Annotated in this window: 18 protein-coding genes; 6 read left to right on the top strand and 12 right to left on the bottom strand. The window is 56.6% G+C overall.

All coding sequences use genetic code 11. The annotated features are described in order from the left end of the window. Nucleotides 1-6: 6 nt before the first annotated feature. Complete coding sequence (locus NTX17_04515; protein ID MCX5800630.1) at nucleotides 7-759, bottom strand: class I SAM-dependent methyltransferase; 753 nt, start codon at nucleotides 757-759, stop codon at nucleotides 7-9. Nucleotides 760-949: 190 nt separating this feature from the next. Between NTX17_04515 and NTX17_04510 the strand changes: the two genes are divergently transcribed. Continuing rightward, nucleotides 950-1,945 (top strand): tetratricopeptide repeat protein, encoded by a 996-nt coding sequence (locus tag NTX17_04510; protein ID MCX5800629.1) that lies wholly within the window; start codon nucleotides 950-952, stop codon nucleotides 1,943-1,945. 28 nt (nucleotides 1,946-1,973) lie between these two features. On the opposite strand, the gene NTX17_04505 is transcribed toward NTX17_04510, so the two are convergent. The 3 genes from NTX17_04505 to NTX17_04495 all read right to left on the bottom strand — a co-directional run bounded on the left by NTX17_04505 (nucleotide 1,974) and on the right by NTX17_04495 (nucleotide 4,412). Continuing rightward, nucleotides 1,974-2,789 carry a DUF1848 family protein gene (locus tag NTX17_04505; GenBank protein MCX5800628.1) on the bottom strand — a complete coding sequence of 272 codons (816 nt, stop codon included), beginning with the start codon at nucleotides 2,787-2,789 and terminating at the stop codon, nucleotides 1,974-1,976. 88 nt (nucleotides 2,790-2,877) lie between these two features. Continuing rightward, nucleotides 2,878-3,339: a hypothetical protein gene (locus NTX17_04500; GenBank protein MCX5800627.1), complete on the bottom strand. Its 462-nt coding sequence runs from the start codon at nucleotides 3,337-3,339 to the stop codon at nucleotides 2,878-2,880. An 89-nt stretch (nucleotides 3,340-3,428) separates the two neighbouring features. Further along, nucleotides 3,429-4,412, bottom strand: coding sequence for a PfkB family carbohydrate kinase (locus tag NTX17_04495; protein MCX5800626.1), 984 nt, complete (start codon nucleotides 4,410-4,412; stop codon nucleotides 3,429-3,431). A 182-nt stretch (nucleotides 4,413-4,594) separates the two neighbouring features. On the opposite strand from NTX17_04495, the gene NTX17_04490 reads away from it, so the two are divergent. Next, nucleotides 4,595-6,058: a nodulation protein NfeD gene (locus NTX17_04490; GenBank protein ID MCX5800625.1), complete on the top strand. Its 1,464-nt coding sequence runs from the start codon at nucleotides 4,595-4,597 to the stop codon at nucleotides 6,056-6,058. Nucleotides 6,059-6,135: 77 nt separating this feature from the next. Beyond that, complete coding sequence (locus NTX17_04485; GenBank protein MCX5800624.1) at nucleotides 6,136-6,894, top strand: slipin family protein; 759 nt, start codon at nucleotides 6,136-6,138, stop codon at nucleotides 6,892-6,894. Nucleotides 6,895-6,994: 100 nt separating this feature from the next. On the opposite strand, the gene NTX17_04480 is transcribed toward NTX17_04485, so the two are convergent. From NTX17_04480 to NTX17_04470, 3 genes are read right to left on the bottom strand one after another with little or no spacing between them, the layout of a single operon-like run. Further along, nucleotides 6,995-7,642, bottom strand: coding sequence for a lactate utilization protein (locus tag NTX17_04480; protein ID MCX5800623.1), 648 nt, complete (start codon nucleotides 7,640-7,642; stop codon nucleotides 6,995-6,997). 10 nt (nucleotides 7,643-7,652) lie between these two features. Beyond that, a complete protein-coding gene (locus NTX17_04475; protein ID MCX5800622.1) occupies nucleotides 7,653-8,660 on the bottom strand; it encodes an aspartate-semialdehyde dehydrogenase in 1,008 nt (335 codons plus the stop codon). 46 nt (nucleotides 8,661-8,706) lie between these two features. Continuing rightward, nucleotides 8,707-9,138, bottom strand: coding sequence for a DNA-binding protein (locus NTX17_04470; protein ID MCX5800621.1), 432 nt, complete (start codon nucleotides 9,136-9,138; stop codon nucleotides 8,707-8,709). 275 nt (nucleotides 9,139-9,413) lie between these two features. Between NTX17_04470 and NTX17_04465 the strand changes: the two genes are divergently transcribed. Both NTX17_04465 and NTX17_04460 read left to right on the top strand, forming a co-directional pair. Beyond that, on the top strand, nucleotides 9,414-10,064 hold the full coding sequence (locus NTX17_04465; GenBank protein ID MCX5800620.1) for a class I SAM-dependent methyltransferase: 651 nt from the start codon (nucleotides 9,414-9,416) through the stop codon (nucleotides 10,062-10,064). A 7-nt stretch (nucleotides 10,065-10,071) separates the two neighbouring features. Then, nucleotides 10,072-11,268: a glycosyltransferase family 1 protein gene (locus tag NTX17_04460; protein ID MCX5800619.1), complete on the top strand. Its 1,197-nt coding sequence runs from the start codon at nucleotides 10,072-10,074 to the stop codon at nucleotides 11,266-11,268. 32 nt (nucleotides 11,269-11,300) lie between these two features. On the opposite strand, the gene NTX17_04455 is transcribed toward NTX17_04460, so the two are convergent. Continuing rightward, on the bottom strand, nucleotides 11,301-12,008 hold the full coding sequence (locus tag NTX17_04455) for a class I SAM-dependent methyltransferase (protein MCX5800618.1): 708 nt from the start codon (nucleotides 12,006-12,008) through the stop codon (nucleotides 11,301-11,303). Between the two features lie 447 nt (nucleotides 12,009-12,455). Between NTX17_04455 and NTX17_04450 the strand changes: the two genes are divergently transcribed. Beyond that, nucleotides 12,456-13,610, top strand: a complete 1,155-nt coding sequence (locus NTX17_04450) for a glycosyltransferase family 1 protein (protein ID MCX5800617.1) — start codon at nucleotides 12,456-12,458, stop codon at nucleotides 13,608-13,610. Nucleotides 13,611-13,668: 58 nt separating this feature from the next. Here NTX17_04450 and NTX17_04445 read toward each other — a convergent pair whose 3' ends face one another. From NTX17_04445 to NTX17_04430, 4 genes are read right to left on the bottom strand one after another with little or no spacing between them, the layout of a single operon-like run. Further along, nucleotides 13,669-15,111 carry a flippase gene (locus NTX17_04445; protein ID MCX5800616.1) on the bottom strand — a complete coding sequence of 481 codons (1,443 nt, stop codon included), beginning with the start codon at nucleotides 15,109-15,111 and terminating at the stop codon, nucleotides 13,669-13,671. A gap of 26 nt (nucleotides 15,112-15,137) precedes the next feature. Beyond that, nucleotides 15,138-16,547, bottom strand: coding sequence for an undecaprenyl-phosphate glucose phosphotransferase (locus tag NTX17_04440; protein MCX5800615.1), 1,410 nt, complete (start codon nucleotides 16,545-16,547; stop codon nucleotides 15,138-15,140). Next, complete coding sequence (locus NTX17_04435) at nucleotides 16,534-17,679, bottom strand: glycosyltransferase (GenBank protein ID MCX5800614.1); 1,146 nt, start codon at nucleotides 17,677-17,679, stop codon at nucleotides 16,534-16,536. Before NTX17_04435 ends, NTX17_04440 begins: the two co-directional genes overlap by 14 nt. Beyond that, entirely contained in the window at nucleotides 17,676-18,884 is a 1,209-nt protein-coding gene (locus NTX17_04430; GenBank protein ID MCX5800613.1) for an O-antigen ligase family protein, read from the bottom strand. The genes NTX17_04435 and NTX17_04430 overlap by 4 nt, the downstream gene beginning before the upstream one ends. Nucleotides 18,885-19,170: the final 286 nt, after the last annotated feature.

Genomic DNA, 19,170 nt, shown 5'->3' with positions numbered 1-19,170 from the left:
GACTGATCAACCACCGCGCTTCCTCGACAGAATCAGGAGTCGAGGAGAAGCTTCCTCTTCAAACGGAGCGCCGGCATAATCGCCGTAGAAACCGACTGGATCGTAGCCGATGTTCACGAGCATTCCTTCGAGCTCGGTCTTGGCGAAAAGAACCAGTCTCTCGGTGTGATCGCTCACGGCGACGGAGGGGTCTTCTGCAGATCGTATTATAGTCCTCTTCTCGACGAGTCTTCCGTCGGAAAGCAAGTTGCGCGTCTCTTCGATGAGAAGCTCTCCCTTCGTTCTGACTGTGCGGGCTTCGAAATTGGACTTGACCCAATTCAGGTTTGCGTGGTCGAGAATGAAAAGACCTCGCGGTCTGAGCACTCTGTACACCTCGCGCAAGACCTCGAGCTCTTCTTGCACATCCTCGAAATATCCCAGACTTGTGAACATGTTGATGCAGACATCAAAGGACTCACTCTTGAAAGGGAAACTCCGCATGTCCCCCCTCACGACTCTCGACATGCCCCGCGAGCCTTCGGCCCTGCACTGACAGAGCAAGACCTCCGAGAGGTCCAGCCCAAAACAAGTTGCGCCCGCCGCCCCGAAAGCCCTGATGTGACGGCCGCCTCCGCAGCAGACGTCGAGCATTTCGGCGCCCTCCAGGGTAACCACCTTCCCTAGAAAAGCGGCAAACTCCTGGGCTTCCTTTTCGTCTCTGTGCGAATAGACTTCCGCATAGAACTCGTCAAAGGCTTCTTTATACCATTCGACCATTCCGAATTCCTTGGCCACGGGAAACGAACGGCAAGGGACGAAGGGAAGAGCAATTCACGACTAGCATAGGTTAGCGCCTGAAGGCAGTCAAGGGTTGACACGTTCCGCCGGGCAGTGTAACTTAATTAGCAGAGACGCAAGGGTAGTGTAGGGACAAACGCGTTTGAGGCCGACAAGGAGGAGAGAGAGCATGCAGCGAAGGTTTTGTCTTGCAATTGCGCTTTTGGCGATCTTGACCTGGTCTGGAGGTGCGATCTCCCAGTCCGAGTATTCCGCCGCGAAAGCGTATCTCGACGCCATGGAATACGTGCAGAAGGGCAGCTATTCTGACGCTTTGCCCCTGTTAAGAGCAGCCGTGTCGGATTCTGCCAATTTTGTCGAAGCTCAGTACAACTTGGGCTTCACGTACGAACGGCTTGGCGTTGTTGACTCCGCCGGAATCGCCTACGCCGCCGCACTCTCCCTTGACTCTACCCTCGTGGCGGCCCACTTCGGTCTCAGCACGGTTGCCCTGCGGAAGCAGGACTACGCGACCGCCGTCAGCCACCTCAGGAAGGCGACCGAACTTGATTCCATGTCTGCCGACGCATACTTCAGCCTGGGGGCCGCGCTCGACCAGACAAACGACCTGGACGGTGCCCTGGCTGCACTGGAGAAGGCAATTCAGATCAAGCCGGGCTACGTTGACGCTCACTACCAACTCGCGGCCACCCGATTTCGAAAGGCCGCCTCGGACAAGGACTATCCTGACGTGATCGCGGCGTACAAGAAGGCGCTCGAGCTCGGTCCCACGCACGGCAACGCCCCCGTGGCGTATTTCTATCTCGCGAAGATGTACTTGGCATTGAAGCAAAACGAGCAGGCCGTCGCCGCTGCGGACTCGGCCGTGAGCCTAAAACCCGACATGGCCCAGGCGTACTTTGTGAAAGGGAAGGCGTTGAGCAACCTGGCCAAGGACAACGACGCAATAGCGGCTTACAAGAAAGCGATCGAGACTAAGCAGAACTACGGAAGTGCCCACTTCGAGCTCGGGAGAATATATCACAAAAAAGAACAGTGGCAACTTGCCCTCAAGGAGTACAATCTGGCGGCCCAGGACAAATCATCCCCGCAAACGCCGGCTGCCATAAAGGCCGCGAAGGGGATCGAGGATTACCTGAAACAGACGGCGGCACAGGGGCAGTAGGAGCGGCGTTCCGCCGCCCTCAAGCCGGTTAGCGCGGCCACGGCTTGCCGTCCCGCGACACCCTAATGCTGGGATTGGCATAGCAGTAAAGACACCCGTGCGAGCAAGGCGTGTACCAGCCGATGTCAATACTGTCGGTACACGTGCAGAGCGGCCTTTGCCCCCTGGCTTTCGCCTCGGAACACTTGAGCCCGAGGGGGTGAAGCCCGTTGAAGAGCGCCCCGTCAATGCAGCGGGAAGACGTTAGGCCCGGCACGCAGCAGCCAAGCAACCTCAGACGGTTCGCAGAACACTCCTGCCGCAAGTATTCTCGTTCTCTCGCCACGTCCTTTTCTGGTAGAATCTCCGCCGCTATCCCCTCTCTTTCGAGTCTGCTCACAACTTTCGGGTAGAGTTCCACCCGACTCACGATCACCTCGGGAATGCCCAGACTGCCTGCAACGGACGCGACTCTTCTGAAATGCTGAAGGTTTGAATATTTCCTTCCGTCGGGGAATACGAAATGGACTACCGGGTCGAACCTCAATCTCACTCTCTCCGGCAAACCGACGAGCGCGATCAATCCCGGCAGTGAATGGAGAGCTTCCTCGATCGGCGGGCAGGCAGGCTCCAGTAACGTATTCCCCATCCCGGTGATCGTACAATGTACAAAGAGTTGGGTGTAGCCGGCGACGGTTTCACGGAGTAGCTTGTTTTGAAGGAGGGCGACCGGGTTCTTGGTCCATATCACTAGAGTGTGCACTTCCGACGGTGGATGCTTTCTTCGCAGAGTCTCCACAAGCTTCCGCGGTTGTGTTCCCACCATGTCTATGCGACGGCTTGCAGAAATCACTCTCAAGTTCACGGGAGCGAACCCTCCCCCTTTCCTCTCTCTCCGCGCCGTTCCGCCCTCCTCGCTCTCCCGTCTTCCACTTCCCTTCGGTCGAGCCGGTTTACTCGCTCAAGAGAGGTCTTGACGCGTCGTGCACGTTCTTCCAGTGACTTCCCTTCCAGTAGTACTTGTCACAGTTGTGACAGAAGGCAAACTCACTCTGGGTCCGGTACACGAACTCCGGAACTCTGCCGTCGGCGTTGACTCGCGGGACGATGTCGAGCTCGCCGTTGCAAATAGTGCATCGCGGCGAGAATCCCTCGGAGAGTTTCAGTGTGGCGATGACTTGCCTGAGCTGATCAACTAGGTGGTCGGACTCGAGAAGAACGACTCCAGGCGGAGAACCAGGCGCAGATCCGCTCTCGAGGCTCCTTCTTCTCGAGACAAGCACCCTTCCCTCTCTTCGCGCCCTCACGAGGAGACCTGCGGTGCTCTTGCTTCTATCGAGGGCGGCGTCAAGGCCCAGGAATCTCAGCCACTTTGAGAGCCGCGCGGCGGTGGAATCCACCAGGAGCTTAGGCACACTTGTTTCTCCAGTCACGTCACCAGTCTATGCGAGAGTGCGCTCACTTTCAAGCGAGGATGGTCCGCGGGAGACAGGGCCGCGCAGTATCACGGTACATCCTCGGTTGTCGGTGCGCCCTCCGATCCCCACCAACGTTCCGTAGACTCCCTCCTGAGAAATGCGATTGCCTCCACGAAACTCGGAATCCCCGGTCTGCCGCCAAGGCTCCTGCACTTCATCGCAGCGACCGCGCATGAGAACTCGAGAACCTTGGGGATCTCCCACCCTTTGATGATCCCCGCCGCAAAGGCCCCGTGGAAGACATCCCCCGCGCCGGTGGTATCGACGGCTCGAACTCGAAAGCCCTCTTGTCTCCAAACGCCGTTGGCGCAGACACAGACGGCACCTTCGGCGCCCGCAGTGACAACGGAAACTCTGCCCGTCTCGTCATAGATTCTCTGCGCCGCGGCGAGAGGACCGGCCTCGCCACTAAACTGTCTGCCGAATTCCTTGCTGGCCACGACGAAGTCACACAGGCCAACAAGCTCTCGCATGCCGTCCCTCAGACTACCGGCATCAAGTACGATGGGCACGTTTGCCAGACGGGCTCGCTTCGCCGCCTCGATCGCCGCCTCCACCTCAAGGTCGTCAAGGAGAAGGCACTTGCACGCGTCGACCAGGTCCAGGTCGGCCTCCCCTTTCTTGAGCTTGTTCACGGATCCTCTGGTCCAGACGATGGTTCTGGTGGCGCTGGTTTCGTCCACCATGATGAACGCAAATTGTGATGTAGCCCCCTTCTCGCACACCACGCGAGAAACATCGATACCCTCTCTCTCAAGCTCGCGGAGCATGAAGTTACCGAAGTCGTCGTCACCGACTTTGCCCACGTACGACGCGCTCAAGCCGAGCCGCCTCACGGTCACAAGACCCGTGGCCACGGGCCCCCCGCCCTGAATCGAAAGACAAAGCGCCTCTAGCTTTGTGTCAGGCTCCGGCAGGCGCGGCACTATTGACAGATAGTCCGTCGCCGTGTAACCAAGACCGACCACGTCGACGACTTTGCTGTCGCCTTTCTCAACGTTCGTTTGCATAGTTGTAGTCCTCGCAGCCCCGGACAGAAGCAGACAGAAACAAACGCGGGTAACTCGACCGACTCTCGTCTTGAGAGATACTACATCAGCAAGTGTGTCAAATCAAACCGCGGTTGACTATTCAATCCCCCGGTGCTAGTGTCATGTCTCAGCAAGGTTTCTCCACCAGAAGGGTTCCTGAAATGAAGAAGACAATACCGGCTTCGATAGTTCTCTTGGCGAGCGTGATCCTCTGCGTCTTGGGTGTCGTCGGCCTTTCCCTGGCCGCACGCGAGACGAGAACTCAGCCTTCGGCGGTCGCGTCGGAGATCGACTCCGCCGGAATCGTGTCACGCAAGACCTCGTCCTCGGAGGCCGCACGTTCTGAGACTGCGTCATCGGAGACCGGAGCCCACGAAACTTCGGGTTCGGAGGCAGTCTCTCACAACTCCGTCTACCTTATCGAAGTGAACGGCGTCATAAACCCTGCCTCCTCCGGCTTCATAGTAGGTTCCATCGAGGACGCTCAGAAGAAGGGCGCAGAGTGCATCATAATCCAACTCGACACTCCCGGCGGGCTGATGGAATCCATGAGGGTCATCGTCAAGGCCATTCTCTCGTCCAACGTACCCGTCGTCACCTACGTGGCGCCGTCAGGGTCTCGCGCGGCTTCCGCCGGGGTCTTCGTCGCACTCGCTTCGCACATCTTGGCCATGGCTCCTAGCACGAACATTGGCGCCGCCCATCCAGTCGGTCTTGGCGGAGAACAGAGTTCGCCAGAAATGACGGAAAAGGTCGTGAACGACGCGGTTGCTTCCATCAGAGGTCTCGCCAAGAAGCATGGGAGAAACGAACAATGGGCCGAGGACGCCGTGCGCAAGAGCGTGTCAGTGGCAGACAGCGAAGCAGTCAAACTTCACGTTGCGGATCTTATCTGCGCCAGTGTCCCGGAGTTGCTGGAGAAAATCGACGGTATGACCGTGGAGGTCCTTTCAGGGACGAAGACGCTCAGGACGAAAGGGAGCGAAGTCAAAACGCTGCGCATGAATCTTCGATACAGAATTCTCAACGTGATTTCTGACCCTAACATCGCGTACATTCTTCTGATACTCGGAATCTACGGCATTTTCTTCGAGCTTTCAAATCCCGGCGCGATACTTCCGGGCGTGCTCGGCGGCATCTTTATCTTGATGTCCCTCTACGCGCTGCAGACACTTCCCGTGAACTACGCCGGACTTCTCCTCATCATCTTTGGAATAATACTCTTCATCGCCGAGATCAAGATCACGAGCTACGGCATGCTCGCAGTTGGAGGAGTAGTGTCCATGACGATCGGATCCCTCATGCTCATCGAGTCTCCGCAGCCCTTCATGCGTATTTCCTGGCAAGTGATAGCGGCGGCCGTGGCCGCCACGGCCGGTTTCTTCATTTTCGCGGTCGGCAAGGCCCTCTTGGCGCAACGCAGAAAACCCACGACCGGCGCCACCGGCCTCGTCGGCGAGAGCGGGACCGTCGTCAGCAAGCCGGATGACGGGTGGAAGGTACTGGTGCACGGCGAGCTCTGGAACGCCGCGAGCGGCGAGGCTCTGGAATTGGGTGACCAGATACAAGTCACACAAGTGGATGGATTCAAGCTCACCGTGAGGAAGCAGAGGAGCTCGCGGTAGTCACGACTTAGTCACGTTTCGTCATCGGTGCCATCATCAATGTCACCGCCATCATCTACCAGGCAAGGAGGGACGCTATGCCGGCGATTTCAACACTCATTGTCATTCTAGTCATAATAATCCTGAGCGCCGTAAAAGTACTCAGGGAGTACGAAAGAGGCGTGATTTTCAGGCTGGGAAGGCTTGTAGGAGCAAGGGGGCCCGGGATATTCCTGCTCATTCCAATAGTCGACCGTATGATCAAGGTCAGTCTGCGAACCGTCGTCATGGACGTTCCACCACAGGACGTGATCACGAGGGACAACGTTTCCCTCAAGGTCAACGCCGTTGTCTATTTCAGAGTACTGTACCCGGAGAAAGCGATTGTGGAAGTCGAGAACTACCTCTTTGCCACTTCCCAGCTTGCCCAAACGACGCTTCGAAGCGTCGTGGGACAGTCAGATCTGGATCACCTGCTCTCCGATAGGGAACGGATCAACCTCCAGTTGCAGACCATCCTGGACAAGCACACGGATGCGTGGGGCATCAAGGTGTCCGCCGTGGAAGTGAAGCAGGTAGACCTCCCGCAAGAGATGCAGCGCGCGATTGCCAAGCAGGCCGAGGCGGAGAGAGAAAGAAGGGCAAAGGTCATTAACGCTGAGGGTGAGTATCAGGCTGCTCAGAAGCTTGCGGATGCGGCGAAGATAATATCGGAGTTCCCGTACGCGCTTCAGTTGAGGTACTTGCAGACGCTGAAAGAGGTTGCCGCCGAGAATAATTCCACTACTCTCTTCCCCGTCCCCATCGACCTCTTCGAGCCGTTCATAAGAAAGGCCAAGGAGGCTCTCAAGCCATAGCGGCCGAGGCCGAGGAACATACAAGACGGAACCGGAAACGGATCGGCGGCCGCTGCGAAGAAAGAGCGGCCGCCGAAACGAAGTCTCGCCCCGCGTGAATCTAGAAGCCCAGTTGTTCCGCCACCAGGACGACGGCCGTGTCTGTTCTTCTAGGTTTTCGTGAGATGATCGTGGTGACCCTGCACATGTTGTCCGGGGCATCACAGTCAAGACAATAGCCCGTCTTGGCGCAGGGAACGCTCAGTTCCAGCCGCTTCGCGTTAAGCGGGGCGGCCACGTTTCTTATCCTCTGGATCGCTCCGTTCACGTCCGGGACTATCTTATTCCATCCGGCGACCACGATCACCTTCCCGGGTCCGAAAATCATCGAGGCTACCCTGTTTCCGATTCCGTCGACGTTCACAAGCTCGCCCTCGACCGTAACAGCATTTGAACTACTCAAGAACACATCGCATGCGAGCTGTGCGCGTCGAGAATCCGTATCGGTGGCAGTGGCCTTAGTAACCTGTGATCCCCAGCGCTGATAGACCGTGTGACCGCGCGACTCCAAAGCCTCGACGAGGCCTATCTGCCGCAGCGTCACAGAGCCACCCACGCCTATGGTGGAACCGGCAGGGATCATACCCAGGACTAAATCCCTGGCGGCGGCGCCGCTCTCGGCAGAAAACGCGTCGAAACCACGCTTCTCAAGTGACTCGACTGTTCGTGCGATCAACTTACTGATGTATGATGAATAAACCTCGTCCATGAGCTCCCCCTTATCTCAACTCCAGGGCCACTTCTGCGATCTGGACGGCGTTCAGCGCCGCGCCCTTTCTCAGGTTGTCGGACACAATCCACATGCTGATCCCGCGGCCCTCCGGAAAAGTGTCTCTCAAGCGTCCCACAAAAACTTCGTCTCGCCCCTCCGCAAAGCGAGGCGTCGAATATGATGCGACGTCCCTCCCGTCCGTCAAGCAAACGCCCGGGCAGGACCGGAGGACATCCGCAACTGCACCGGCGGTGGTTTTCTTTTTCGTGATCAAGACGACGGCTTCACTGTGACAGCGAAAGACGGGCACCCTGACTGCCGTAACCGACAGCATCAGATTCTCATCTCTCAAGAAGCGTCGAGTCTCGAAGACAATCTTCCTCTCCTCCAGGTTGAGCCCATCGTTGCCAAAATCGCCGATGTGCGGAAACAGGTTGAAGGCGATCTCGTTGGGGTAGATCTCCTTCTCGAGGGGGCGTCCGTTCAAATGCGCCGAGGACTGCTCACGCAATTCGCGCATTGCCTTGCCGCCCGTACCCGACACGGACTGGTAAGTCGCCACGAAGAGATGCTCTATGCCCCACGTGCGATGGACGGGCTCGACGGCAAGAACCAGTTGTATCGTGGAACAGTTTGGATTCGCGATTATGCCGCGCTTGCCCCTCGCCTCGTGGCCGTTGACTTCCGGAATGACGAGGGGAATCTTCACGTCGGCCCTGAACGCGCTGCTGTTGTCCACCACCAGCGCACCGCGAGACGCAAGAATGGGGGCGAATTCCCGGCTGACCGGACTGCCGGCCGAGAACAGCGCCAGCTCGATCCCGTCAAGAGAGGAGGCGTCCAGCGCCTGGACAGCGACGCTCCGTCCGTTGAATTCCTTCAGCATTCCTGCCGATCTCTTCGAGGCGAAAAGCCTCAATTCACCGACGGGGAAATCCCTTTCCTCCAGAATCTTGATGAGCTCGCAACCGACCGCGCCCGTGGCTCCTATGATACCGACAACGTACTTCTTCATGCTCGACTCTTCGTAGATTCTTCGCGACTCTCCCAGGCGGAATCTCCTAGACGGAGTGCTCCAGGTCCATGTACTTGAAGCCGGCCTGAGCGTCTTCTCTCCGCTCGATTCTCTTCTGACTCACCGTGAGAACCAGCTCGATTGTAACCGTTACTTTCCCGGAGAACAAGTGGCCGCCGACCACGTCGAACCCGGGGCCGGACACTACAACATGAGCATGAACCCAGGGATTGCCCTCAAATGAAGAGATGGTACCGGAAAGGCTTAAGACCTCATATTCCCCGACCAGTGCTTTCTTGACGTAGCTTTTCTTCGTGCGTTCGAAATAGCCGATCGTAAGATCTGTGGCTGCACCGATGCCTTGCAGGGACGCGCTCGCGAAGCCCTGAATTCCGGCAAATGACGAGAGAGAGGAGATGATCTCTTCTCCCGGCTCCAGTCTCACGACGTATCCAAGTTCCGTCTTTGAGAATTTCATGATGCCTCCTCATTGGGTCACTTCTTTTCTGGACTTACTTTACCTTTTTGAGAGCGTCGGTGTCAATTCTCATGCTCACGGCCAATCTGACACAAAACTCTTGACGCTACGTACGTGAGACTCGCGCGAATTGCACCGGGCTTCGCCTCGGTTTTCCGTTGTCGTGCAGTTCGCAAATCTGGTATATTGTCTGCGTCTCTCCGTTGGCAGAGCCATTCCGGCCGAACGTCTCGTGAGGGCAAAGCAGTGGATGGAGAGTCGAAAGGAGCATCGACATGGCGCGGCCCCGGCTGAGCCAGTTCAATTACAGCGCATTCTCGGGCTCTCCCGAGGCAACGCGGTTTTACCAGAGGAAATACGTTTCCTATTTCACGAAGGGCGACACGGTGCTCGACGTTGGATGCGGCGAGGGGGACTTCCTCGAATTGCTGAAGGATGCGGGGATAGAGGCGATTGGCCTCGAACGATCGGAATTGATGCTCTCCAAGCTTCAGAAAAAGACCCTGAGCGTGGTGCAGGGCGATGCGAGGGAATTCCTGAAGGGCAAGGCCGACACTTACAACGGCATATTCTGCGCTCACTTCATCGAGCATCTTACGCCCGACGAGGCGCTCGGTTTCTTGGGCGATGCATTCGATGCGCTCAAACCGGGCGGCATTTTGATCGTCATCACGCCCAATCTCGGGAGTATCGAAGTGATGAGCGAGCGCTTCTGGCTCGACTTGACCCACACGAGACCATATCCCCTTCCCCTCCTGAAGGAGATGGCTCATTTCGCGGGGTTTGAGATCGTGGCGAGCGGGTTCGACAGGGACACCGGAAGGTCAGAGAGCCGGCTTGACCCCAGATATCTTCTCAAGAAGCTCCGGTTCGGAGAATACTACGCCCGGGGCGATTCCTTCATGATCGCACGCAAGCGACAATAGGCAGACAATGCGGGTTTGTCTGGACGGAAGGCCGGTTCAGCCCGGCTTCAAGCGCCACAAGAATCGAGGCATCGGAACCTACGCGGAGAACTTGCTCAGTTACCTGCCCGCGCTCGCCCCTCACGTTCAGTTTTCGATCATATTCGAGAAGAACAAGCCGGTTGACGAACGCTTTCGGAGGCAGAATGTTGATTATCTTATCCATTCGGTGCCCGGCCTTCTTTCATTGAACCATCCGATCATTGACGCGTTCGCCTATCTGCCGCTGACTCTGCAAAGGTGCCAGGCGGACGTGATTCACTTCTTCTCTCACCTCGATGCGCCTTGGTTCGGAATGCACAAGAAGGCGGTGGTTGTGACCGTCCACGATGCAATTCCCCTGGTTTTTCCCGAGCTCTACCATACTAACGGCACCGTTCTTCGCCGCGGGTATCAACGGGCCCTCAAGAGCATCGTTCGGGGCGCACGTATCGTAATCGCCGATTCCGAGTGTTCAAAGCGGGATGCCGTTACCTACCTTTCCGCCCGGGAAGACAGAGTTCGCGTCATCTACCTCGGCGTCGATCCGGTGTTCGAGCGAGTCACCGATCCGGAGAAGCTCGCTGCAGTGCGGGAGAAACATCGCCTTGTTCACCCATTCATCTTCTATCTGGGAGGTATTGATCCCAGGAAGAACGTGAGGCGACTGCTTGCAGCATACGCCGGGCTGATAAAACGTTCCGCGTTTCCGCACGACCTCGTCATTGCGGGGGACATCCGGAACGAACCAGAGTTTCCGGAACTCGAGCGGGAGATTCAGGCCACGGGCATGGAGGAGCGAATCAGGCTGCTCGGCTTCGTCGCAACGGAAGAGTGCCCCGCACTCTACTCTGCCGCCGATTGTTTCGTATTTCCCTCGCTGTATGAAGGCTTCGGTCTGCCGCTCCTGGAGGCGATGGCGTGCGGCACGGCGGTGATTTCTTCCGACCGCTCGTCTCTCCCTGAGATTGTGGGTGACAGCGGTCTCATCGTGAATTGCGAGGACGTCGATGCGATTGCTGCTGCGATGGCCGCGGTATTGGGCACCGAGTCGCTCCGCCACGATCTCGGAGCGCGCGGAATGAGACAGGCAAAGCTCTTTTCATGGGGGAAGACTGCGGCAGAGACATTGGCTGTCTACGAGGAAGTCGTCCGAACGCGACGAAAACCGCTCGGACGAGAGTAGGCTGCACCGGTCGTCGACCGGACATTGCCGGACTAATCACCTCGAGGGCGTTCTATGATCAGCCCGAAGGATGTGACAACGTAGAAACTCAGCCACAGCTTGAGGTGGATTTCTTCTTTGTAGGGTGGCCTGTCTATCACCTTGTCGTACGGAAGATTGCCCGACGAGAAATCCAAATCCACTGCGTATCCCAATCGGCCCAACCGCTTCGCAATTCGCTCCAGGTCTCTGCGTCGGAACACAACGATAGGCCCTCGCGTTAGAGTCAAGAGGTTCGATCGCACATTGAACTCCGTCGTGTGAACAGCGACGCCGCCTGGCTTGAGATACTTCAAGGATTCAAGAATGAATTTCTCTCCCTGTGCTATGGTTCCCAGGTGTTCCAGTGAGCATGATGACCACATGAAGTCGAACGTTCCCAATCCATCGGGCAACTCCCGCATATCAAGGAAGCGAAACGTGACTCGCCGACGAAACGAGTCTGCCTCGCAGATGCCCCGCTGATTCAGTACTTCGAGGGAGGCCGCATGCTGATTTGTTTCGACCCACTTGGCCTTGTCCACCTTATCCATATCTAGATCGGACGCCACTATTTCGCACCCAAGGCTGGCGAACATTGCCGAGAGCGGTTCTTGCCCGACCGCAAAGCCTAGTCCCCGCCGCCCAGGCGCCAACATGCCGCACTCGTGAAGCGCTTGTACGATGTAACAGTATTCCCAGGCCTTTCTATGCATCTGCATGGGGCGCTCATGAAGGCGAGCACACCATGCCTGAAATGTCTCGGACTGCAATTGTGACTGGGTGCATTGACATGAACGCAGCTTGCCGTCGTGTCGATTCTTTTCGGTAGTTCGTCGGAGATTCAAGAGCCTTCTCAGAAAGGCCATGATCTAACCTCTTTCACCACTCTTCCCTCAACGTCGATCCTTCACACCTGCTCCAGTCAGGTATCATATTATAGAGTCACGCCCTCATCAACGTCCAAATCCACTCGTACGAGCGGGGGCACGAGGAGCAGGCCTGGCGAAAAGTGCCCGTGGCACGAACTGACTACGCTGGGGTAGCCGGCTGGATGGGGCTCATGGGGCTTATTGACCGACACAGAAAGTGGTACAATCCGTGGGCGCAGATCAGTGCCCAACCCGGTGAGAGGCGGCACGTAAGACCTGGCATGGGAGAGGCAACGGATGAGAATCGGCATTGACGCCCGATGGATTTTTCGCGAGCTCAGCGGCATCGGGACTTACACGCGGGAGCTGGTCAAGCACCTGGCGGAGATTGACCGCCAGAATGAATACGTACTCTTCTTCGATCGGGCTGCCGCGCTGGAAGAAGTCCGTGCATTCGCGCACTTGGAAGAGGCGCCCAATTTCAGCACTTCTCTTCTGGCGCACGGTCCCTTTTCACCGTGGAGCCAACTGGTGCTTCCTTCCCTGTTCACAAGACTGCGTTTGGATGTCTTCCACTCTGCCAACTACATGATTCCGTTTCTGGCGTTTCCGAGGAATCGGGCCGGAGACACTCTGTGCGTGGTCAACCTGCACGACTTGATTCCACTCTTGTTTCCACACTATTCGCCGCGCTCAAAGAAGGCGCGTTTGCTTCCCCTGTATCGCCTGCTAATGACTGAGGTGGGCCGCCGCGCGGATGTGATCATCACCGGGAGCTCCTCCGCCCGCTCGGATATTCTGCGCGAGCTGCAGATTTCGAATCCTTCAACCGTGGTCGTGATTCCTGACGGGGTGGACGCGCGGTTTACGCCGTCTGGTGCGGCCAAGGCTCACACCAAGACGATTCTCTACGTCGGACGACTCGATCCATACAAGAACGTTCCCAGGCTTGTTGAAGCCTTTTGGAGAGTCCGGCAGACTGCCGCACCGGAAGCAACACTGAGAATCGTGGGTCCGAAGGACGATCGATACCCCGAGGCTCCTCGGTTGGCCGAAAAGCTCGGTCTTGGACCTCTTGTACAATGGGCGGGCTATCTGACCGATTGGGAACTGGTCGAGGCGTATCGCCAGGCTGCGGTATTCGTGTTGCCTTCACGCTATGAGGGATTCGGATTACCTGCACTGGAAGCCATGGCCTGCGGCACACCGGTCATTTGCAGTAACGCGGCATCTCTACCGGAGGTCGTGGGAGACGCTGCGATGCAGGTCGACCCGGATGATGTGGAAGGTCTGGCCGAGGCCATAGCACGCGTTCTCACTGATGAAGCCCTGGCGTCAACGATGCGAGAGAAGGGTCTTCGCCGTGCGGCTCAATTCAGTTGGCGGCGCACCGCGCAACTCACGCTGGAAGTCTTTCGATCGCTCAAGGAAACGAAGAAGCAACAAGTTTAGGCCTGGAGGTCCTTCACGCTCTGCGAAACCGTGGACACGGGCCGAGGTGTTCTCAATTTCAATCGACCCTGCCCAGCAGGGTTCTCATCATTTCTCTGTTGATCGCACCGGTCAGAAAGAGGACGGCGAAATAGACCCCACCTCCCACGGCCACCTGAACTGCCAGATTCTCACCCCTCAGAAGCAACACTATTAGGCTCATGACCAGAGCGGCCAACGTCGCTCGCGACAGACGGTCAAGCCGCGGTCTCCACCCCAGGTGCCTCCAAACAATAACGTAGGCGGCACTGCACGCCCACGCCTCGGTCAAGACAGTGATCACGGCTGCCGCGTAGAAGGAGTAGATGGGGATAAGGAGCAGGTTGAGAACAATATTAGACACGGTGCTGATGACATAGATCTTCACGAGGCGCTTCTGCAGGCCCGCAGCAACAATGGTACTGCCTGCAAGGGTGCCGAAAAACATCAGGCCGACCGCAAGAATCAAGATTCGAAGTAGAGGCGTGGAAGGGGCAAACTCTCGACCGGCAAAGACCCTGATTATGGTCGGCGCAACCATTAAGACTCCAAACACAGTCGGAAGAGCCATCAAAGCCAAGAAATCAAAGGCCCTTTGGAGGCTCTCAAAAAACCTGGAATCACGGCTGGCCGAGTACATCGAAATGATCGGCAACACAGATCCAACGAACATTGCCGGCAGAGAAACAAGAATCTCCAGAATCTTGTACGGGGCGCCATATATACCGACGTGCCAGCTGCTCCAAAACAGCGAGAGAATGATCTGGTCAATCTTCGAATAGACGATACCCAAGACCGCGACTGCCCCCAGAGGCAAGACCTGCGGGATCAGATGGCGCAGATATACCCGGTCAAAACGAAGCCTGATCTTGATGAAAGGTCGCGCCAAGAACAACGACAGAATGAACGTCGCCAGGTTGCCAAGGCCGTGTGCGGCAATTATGGAGAGAAAGCCAAGTTGTTCCTTGATGCAAAGCACGACGAGCACAAGGATCATGGCTCGACCGGCGGTGTCAATGATGACCGCCTTCTCCATTCTGAGGTTCACCTGAAAGATTGCCAACAGCGTCTGATTCAGAAGGATGAAGAACGACGCAAAGGCACAAATGCCGATCCCTGCCTTGATGTCATGATTATAGTTGGGAATGAAATAGGCGACGAGCGGTGCCAGGGCCAGAAGGCCTACTCCCAGAATGATTCTCAGGGTGAAGATGTTGCCGAATATCTTCTCTTTCTGGTCCGGGGTCTGCGCAATGTCCCTCACGGCGATGGAACACAGGCCGAAATCGGCCGCGACGGCGAAGCATCCCAGAAAGGCAAATACGATCGTGTATTCCCCGTATCCGCTGACATCGAGATAGCGAGTCAAGAGACCAAGGGTGATCACTCCGATGACGGTCGTGATTCCCTTGCCGACAAACTGGACTATCGTGTTGTAAGCCACGCGGGAAGTGAGGGTGGTCTGCATCGCCTTCTTTCGCACTGAGCCCTTGTAGATCAAAGGTTGCGTCAGTAACTGTTCTCGCCCCTCAGCACCGCCATGCACGTCATGAGAAGAATCTTGATGTCCAACAGGAGCGACCAGTTCTCCACGTAGTAGAGATCGTACTGCGTCCTTTCCTCAACGGCAACGTTGCCGCGCAATCCATTGACCTGGGCCCACCCCGTCATGCCTGATTTGACTCTCTGACGTTCCAGATACTTGGGGATCCTCGTGCTGAACTGTCGCACGAAATGGGGCCTTTCGGGCCGGGGGCCCACCAGGCTCATGTCTCCCTTCAGGATATTCCACACTTGTGGCAACTCGTCCAAGCTGGTTCGCCGCAGGAGTCTTCCTACGCCGGTGACGCGGGGGTCTCCCTTCACCGTCCAGACCGGACCAGTGTCGCTCTCGGCTCCCTCAGGCATTGTTCGGAACTTGTACAATTCAAACTCACGGCCATCGATTCCCAGCCGCGTCTGTTTGTAGAACACTCCCCCTTTGGAAACCAGAACGATCGCAACCGCGATCACGAAAGACAAGGGACACATGAGCAACAGGGCAACGGAAGAAACAAGGACATCGAACACGCGTTTGAAAACGCGATTCCAGTCGCTCATCGCCACGTCTTTGATCTTGAGAACGGGAATTCCTTCCAGTTCCTCAACACAAAGCTGACTGGTCATCATTTCCAGCAGGTTTGGAATGAGATAGAATTTGACGTTCAGGCCCGAACACTCGTTGATCAGCAGGAAGAGCTGCTGCATTTCCGTTTCGTCCAGAGCCAGAAAGAGGATGGAAACCCCCTCTCGTTCCACCACGCCCGCAATGTCACGAAAGTCCCCCAGGCACGGAATTTTCTCGGCCAGAGATGCGTTTTGCCCCATGTGACCGACGATGTGCAGCCCCAGTCCGGGCCGGCGATTGACCTTCGTAAACAGGGTGTCGCCCCACTTGCTCGATCCGATGATGGCCGCCCTCAAGAGTCCCCTTCGTCTCCGGTGAAGACGTTTTTCGTGGTGTATGAGAAGAATCCTGCTGACGGTCAGAATCACGATGCTGGTCGCCCAAATCAGGACAAACACCAGCCTCGAGTAGGAGAATCCGCGATAGAAGAACGCGCTCGCCATGACCACCAGCATTCCCAACGTCACACCCTTCACCACCGAATATGTTTCGTCGACCGCCCCCGCGTTCCTTCTGGCCCCATACGATCGCATCGTTCTAAAAATGAGCAGCCACACCAGCATCACGACCAGTGAACTGACGAGATAGACATGCAGCGAAGGAAAGCCCTTGGCAACGGGAAAAACGGCGGTCAGGGGAGAATAGAAGCGGAGCCAATAGGACGCCAGGAAAGAGGCCTCGATTCCCACAACGTCTGTGAGCACCTGCAGAAAAGGAATGAGCAGCTCGTTCTTGTCTCTAAGACCCTTCATTCGTCTCCCCGGGCGATAGTTGCCGCTCAATGAATTCCTTCATCTTGCTCTTGAATCGAGTCTTGTCGAATTGAAGCGCGTGTTCCCGGATGGATCCGGGGTCGAATTCAAGCTCGTCGAACTTCTTCAGAGCTTCCACCAGCTGATCGACTTCTTGCTCGCGGAAGAAAATCCCCGTGTGTTTCTGCTGCTTCCTCTCTTGAATCTCGGACGGCCAACGCCCCCTCACCGTCTCGAGGACACCACCCCTCCCGAACGCAATCACGGGCTTTCCGAAGCATTGCGCCTCAACGGGTACGATGCCGAAATCCTCTTCTCCCGGAAAGATCAAGGCGCGACAATCGGCGTAGTAGTTCCTGAGATCCTCGGGCTCCACCCACCCGAGAAACTCCACGTTGGAGCGTGCCATCTTCTTGAGTCTCTGTTCTTCCTGGCCGCTGCCTATGACGACCAGTCTCTCCCCAAGCCGATTGAATGCCTCGACTGCAAGATCCAGTCGCTTGTATGGTGCGAAGGCAGAGACTATCAGAAAATACCCGACGTCCTTTGTGGATAGCCAGGTGCTATCGGTGTCCACCGGCGGAAAGATGACTTCGGCCTTCCGGCGATAGCAGCGCCATATTCTTTTCCGCACGTTCTCTGAATTCGCAACAAAGGCGTCCACTCTTTGACTGCTGGCCACGTCCCAAGTTCTCAAGTAGCTCGCCACGAAAGGAATTGCGAGTCTTGCGATTCCGCGGAGCCGGTTTCCCCCGAAGTACTCGTTGTACATCGCCCACACGTACCGCATGGGTGTGTTACAGTAGCAAACGTGGACGGAATCCGCCCCAGGAATCACACCTTTGGCCACGCAGTGGCTCGACGAAATAACAAGATCGAAGCGCCGCAAGTCCAGCTGTTCAATCGCCGCGGGGAAAAGAGGCAGGTAGCTTCGATAACGTTTCCGCGCAAGAGGAAGTCTTTGCACAAACGACGTACGTATGGCCATCTTCTCGATGGTTTCCGAGACGGATCCTTTGACATGCACGAGGGTAAAGAGCGTTGCGCTGGGGAAAAGCTCACACAGCGCTTCGAGGCACTTCTCCCCGCCACGCATGCCTGTGAGCCAGTCGTGAACAAGCGCAACTCTCAAGGTCGCCTCCCGGACGGAAGCCCTGCGCCGGACAGCACCGCAAGCCTCGCCATTTTCTGTGCGGACAGCGCCAGACCCACTGTCAGCCACAACAGCATTGCGATCTCCGCGTCGCCGAAATTCCACTCGAACAACCCGTTAATCTGAAAACCGACGTACGAAGCCAGAGCTCCGAGGACCGTGCTTTTCAAGAGCCATTCTTCTTTCGGGATGGAGCGAAGGATTTTCCACTCCATAATGAGAAGCTTGAGAGACAACACAACAAAGAAAACCAGTCCGGGTACTCCGAGTGTTACGCCGAACATGATGAGATTGTCATGAAGGTGACCCGCGCGTTGCTTTGCTTCCGGCGGTTTGTAGCGCTCATACCATTCCCCCAGATCCACGTCCCCCACTCCACCCAGCGGGTGATCCTTGATTATCTGAATGCCCGCCTTCCACATGCAGACCCTTTCGACGTTGTGCCGATGATAGGGGTTGAAGATGCTGCTCGCCCTGTCTTTCAGAGAGGGTGAAGCAGTAAGCCAGAAAAGGACAATTATCATTCCGACTCCCAGAAGGGCTTTCTTGCTGTGTGCGATCGCTATGATCAAGAATCCCGCAAGAAACCCCAACCACGAACTCCGCGTGAACGTGAAAACGAGCGGAAAAAGCATAAGCACGCCGCTGGCCAAGGCTGCCGCTCTCCATTTCAGAGGGGTTCCGAGAATGGCGAACGAGAAAGCGATCAAACTCAGCATCATCAGGATTCCGCCCGACGTCATGTAGTGATGAAAGAGCTCCAGGCGACCTTCCAGTCCCTGGACCCCGACGAGATACTTTCGGATGCCTATCAGAGACAGGATGGCCATGACCCCGGCGAGGGTGCCGAGTAACACAGCCAGGAATCGTTTGCTTGTCACACTTCCCAGGATCAAGTAGACGATGGGGATGAGCAAGAGTCGCTTGACGAAGATCACCACCATTCCCCTCTCACCGGAGAAAATGGCCGAGTTAATACCCACCAGCACGAACGCCAGGAAATACAGATCGAGGGGAGTGCGCGGAACCGAGGATTTCTTCTCCAACAACATGATGCAAACCCAAAGAGCGAGCGCCAGAAACAGACCGAACTGAGAAAGGGCGATGGAAAAGGGACACGCCCCGATGAAGACAAGTATGAAGAAGCTCAGGAGTTTTCTTAGAAGAATAGAATCCAACTTCATGATCTACTGAACTCGACTGGTGGTCGGCATACTCGGGTTGGCTGCAACGAGTCACAAACGCAAAGAAAATGAGGAACTTCTCTTCCTCCCTAGCACGTTCCGTCAGATGGAGAAAAAGACGCTGACGCCACCTATGTTTGAGCGTACGAGGCAGCAGACATCATACACATTGAGCCAACTCTTGACCAGAGCTTTGTGTACGTGCCGGCAGGCAAGGTCCGCGTCATTTTCTGTGTGTCAGCCCTCGCGTCATGCCTGTGGAGGGCTCTGGGAGGGGTGGAGAGCT

Source organism: Candidatus Eisenbacteria bacterium (assembly GCA_026388185.1).
Taxonomy (GTDB): Bacteria; Eisenbacteria; RBG-16-71-46; order JAFGJU01; family JAFGJU01; genus JAPLKG01.
Note: the sequence above shows the minus strand (reverse complement) of the source record. Positions and strands in the feature narration are given on the sequence as shown.

What these genes read in the sequence shown, in the direction of transcription:
- NTX17_04480 (MCX5800623.1), bottom strand. Translation starts at nt 7,642, where the DNA reads ATGGACGAGGTTTATTCATCATACATCAGTAAGTTGATCGCACGAACA.
- NTX17_04440 (MCX5800615.1), bottom strand. Translation starts at nt 16,547, where the DNA reads ATGAAGGGTCTTAGAGACAAGAACGAGCTGCTCATTCCTTTTCTGCAG.
- NTX17_04430 (MCX5800613.1), bottom strand. Translation starts at nt 18,884, where the DNA reads ATGAAGTTGGATTCTATTCTTCTAAGAAAACTCCTGAGCTTCTTCATA.
- NTX17_04450 (MCX5800617.1), top strand. Translation starts at nt 12,456, where the DNA reads ATGAGAATCGGCATTGACGCCCGATGGATTTTTCGCGAGCTCAGCGGC.
- NTX17_04490 (MCX5800625.1), top strand. Translation starts at nt 4,595, where the DNA reads ATGAAGAAGACAATACCGGCTTCGATAGTTCTCTTGGCGAGCGTGATC.
- NTX17_04475 (MCX5800622.1), bottom strand. Translation starts at nt 8,660, where the DNA reads ATGAAGAAGTACGTTGTCGGTATCATAGGAGCCACGGGCGCGGTCGGT.
- NTX17_04460 (MCX5800619.1), top strand. Translation starts at nt 10,072, where the DNA reads ATGCGGGTTTGTCTGGACGGAAGGCCGGTTCAGCCCGGCTTCAAGCGC.
- NTX17_04465 (MCX5800620.1), top strand. Translation starts at nt 9,414, where the DNA reads ATGGCGCGGCCCCGGCTGAGCCAGTTCAATTACAGCGCATTCTCGGGC.
- NTX17_04455 (MCX5800618.1), bottom strand. Translation starts at nt 12,008, where the DNA reads ATGCAGATGCATAGAAAGGCCTGGGAATACTGTTACATCGTACAAGCG.
- NTX17_04510 (MCX5800629.1), top strand. Translation starts at nt 950, where the DNA reads ATGCAGCGAAGGTTTTGTCTTGCAATTGCGCTTTTGGCGATCTTGACC.
- NTX17_04495 (MCX5800626.1), bottom strand. Translation starts at nt 4,412, where the DNA reads ATGCAAACGAACGTTGAGAAAGGCGACAGCAAAGTCGTCGACGTGGTC.
- NTX17_04470 (MCX5800621.1), bottom strand. Translation starts at nt 9,138, where the DNA reads ATGAAATTCTCAAAGACGGAACTTGGATACGTCGTGAGACTGGAGCCG.
- NTX17_04485 (MCX5800624.1), top strand. Translation starts at nt 6,136, where the DNA reads ATGCCGGCGATTTCAACACTCATTGTCATTCTAGTCATAATAATCCTG.
- NTX17_04515 (MCX5800630.1), bottom strand. Translation starts at nt 759, where the DNA reads ATGGTCGAATGGTATAAAGAAGCCTTTGACGAGTTCTATGCGGAAGTC.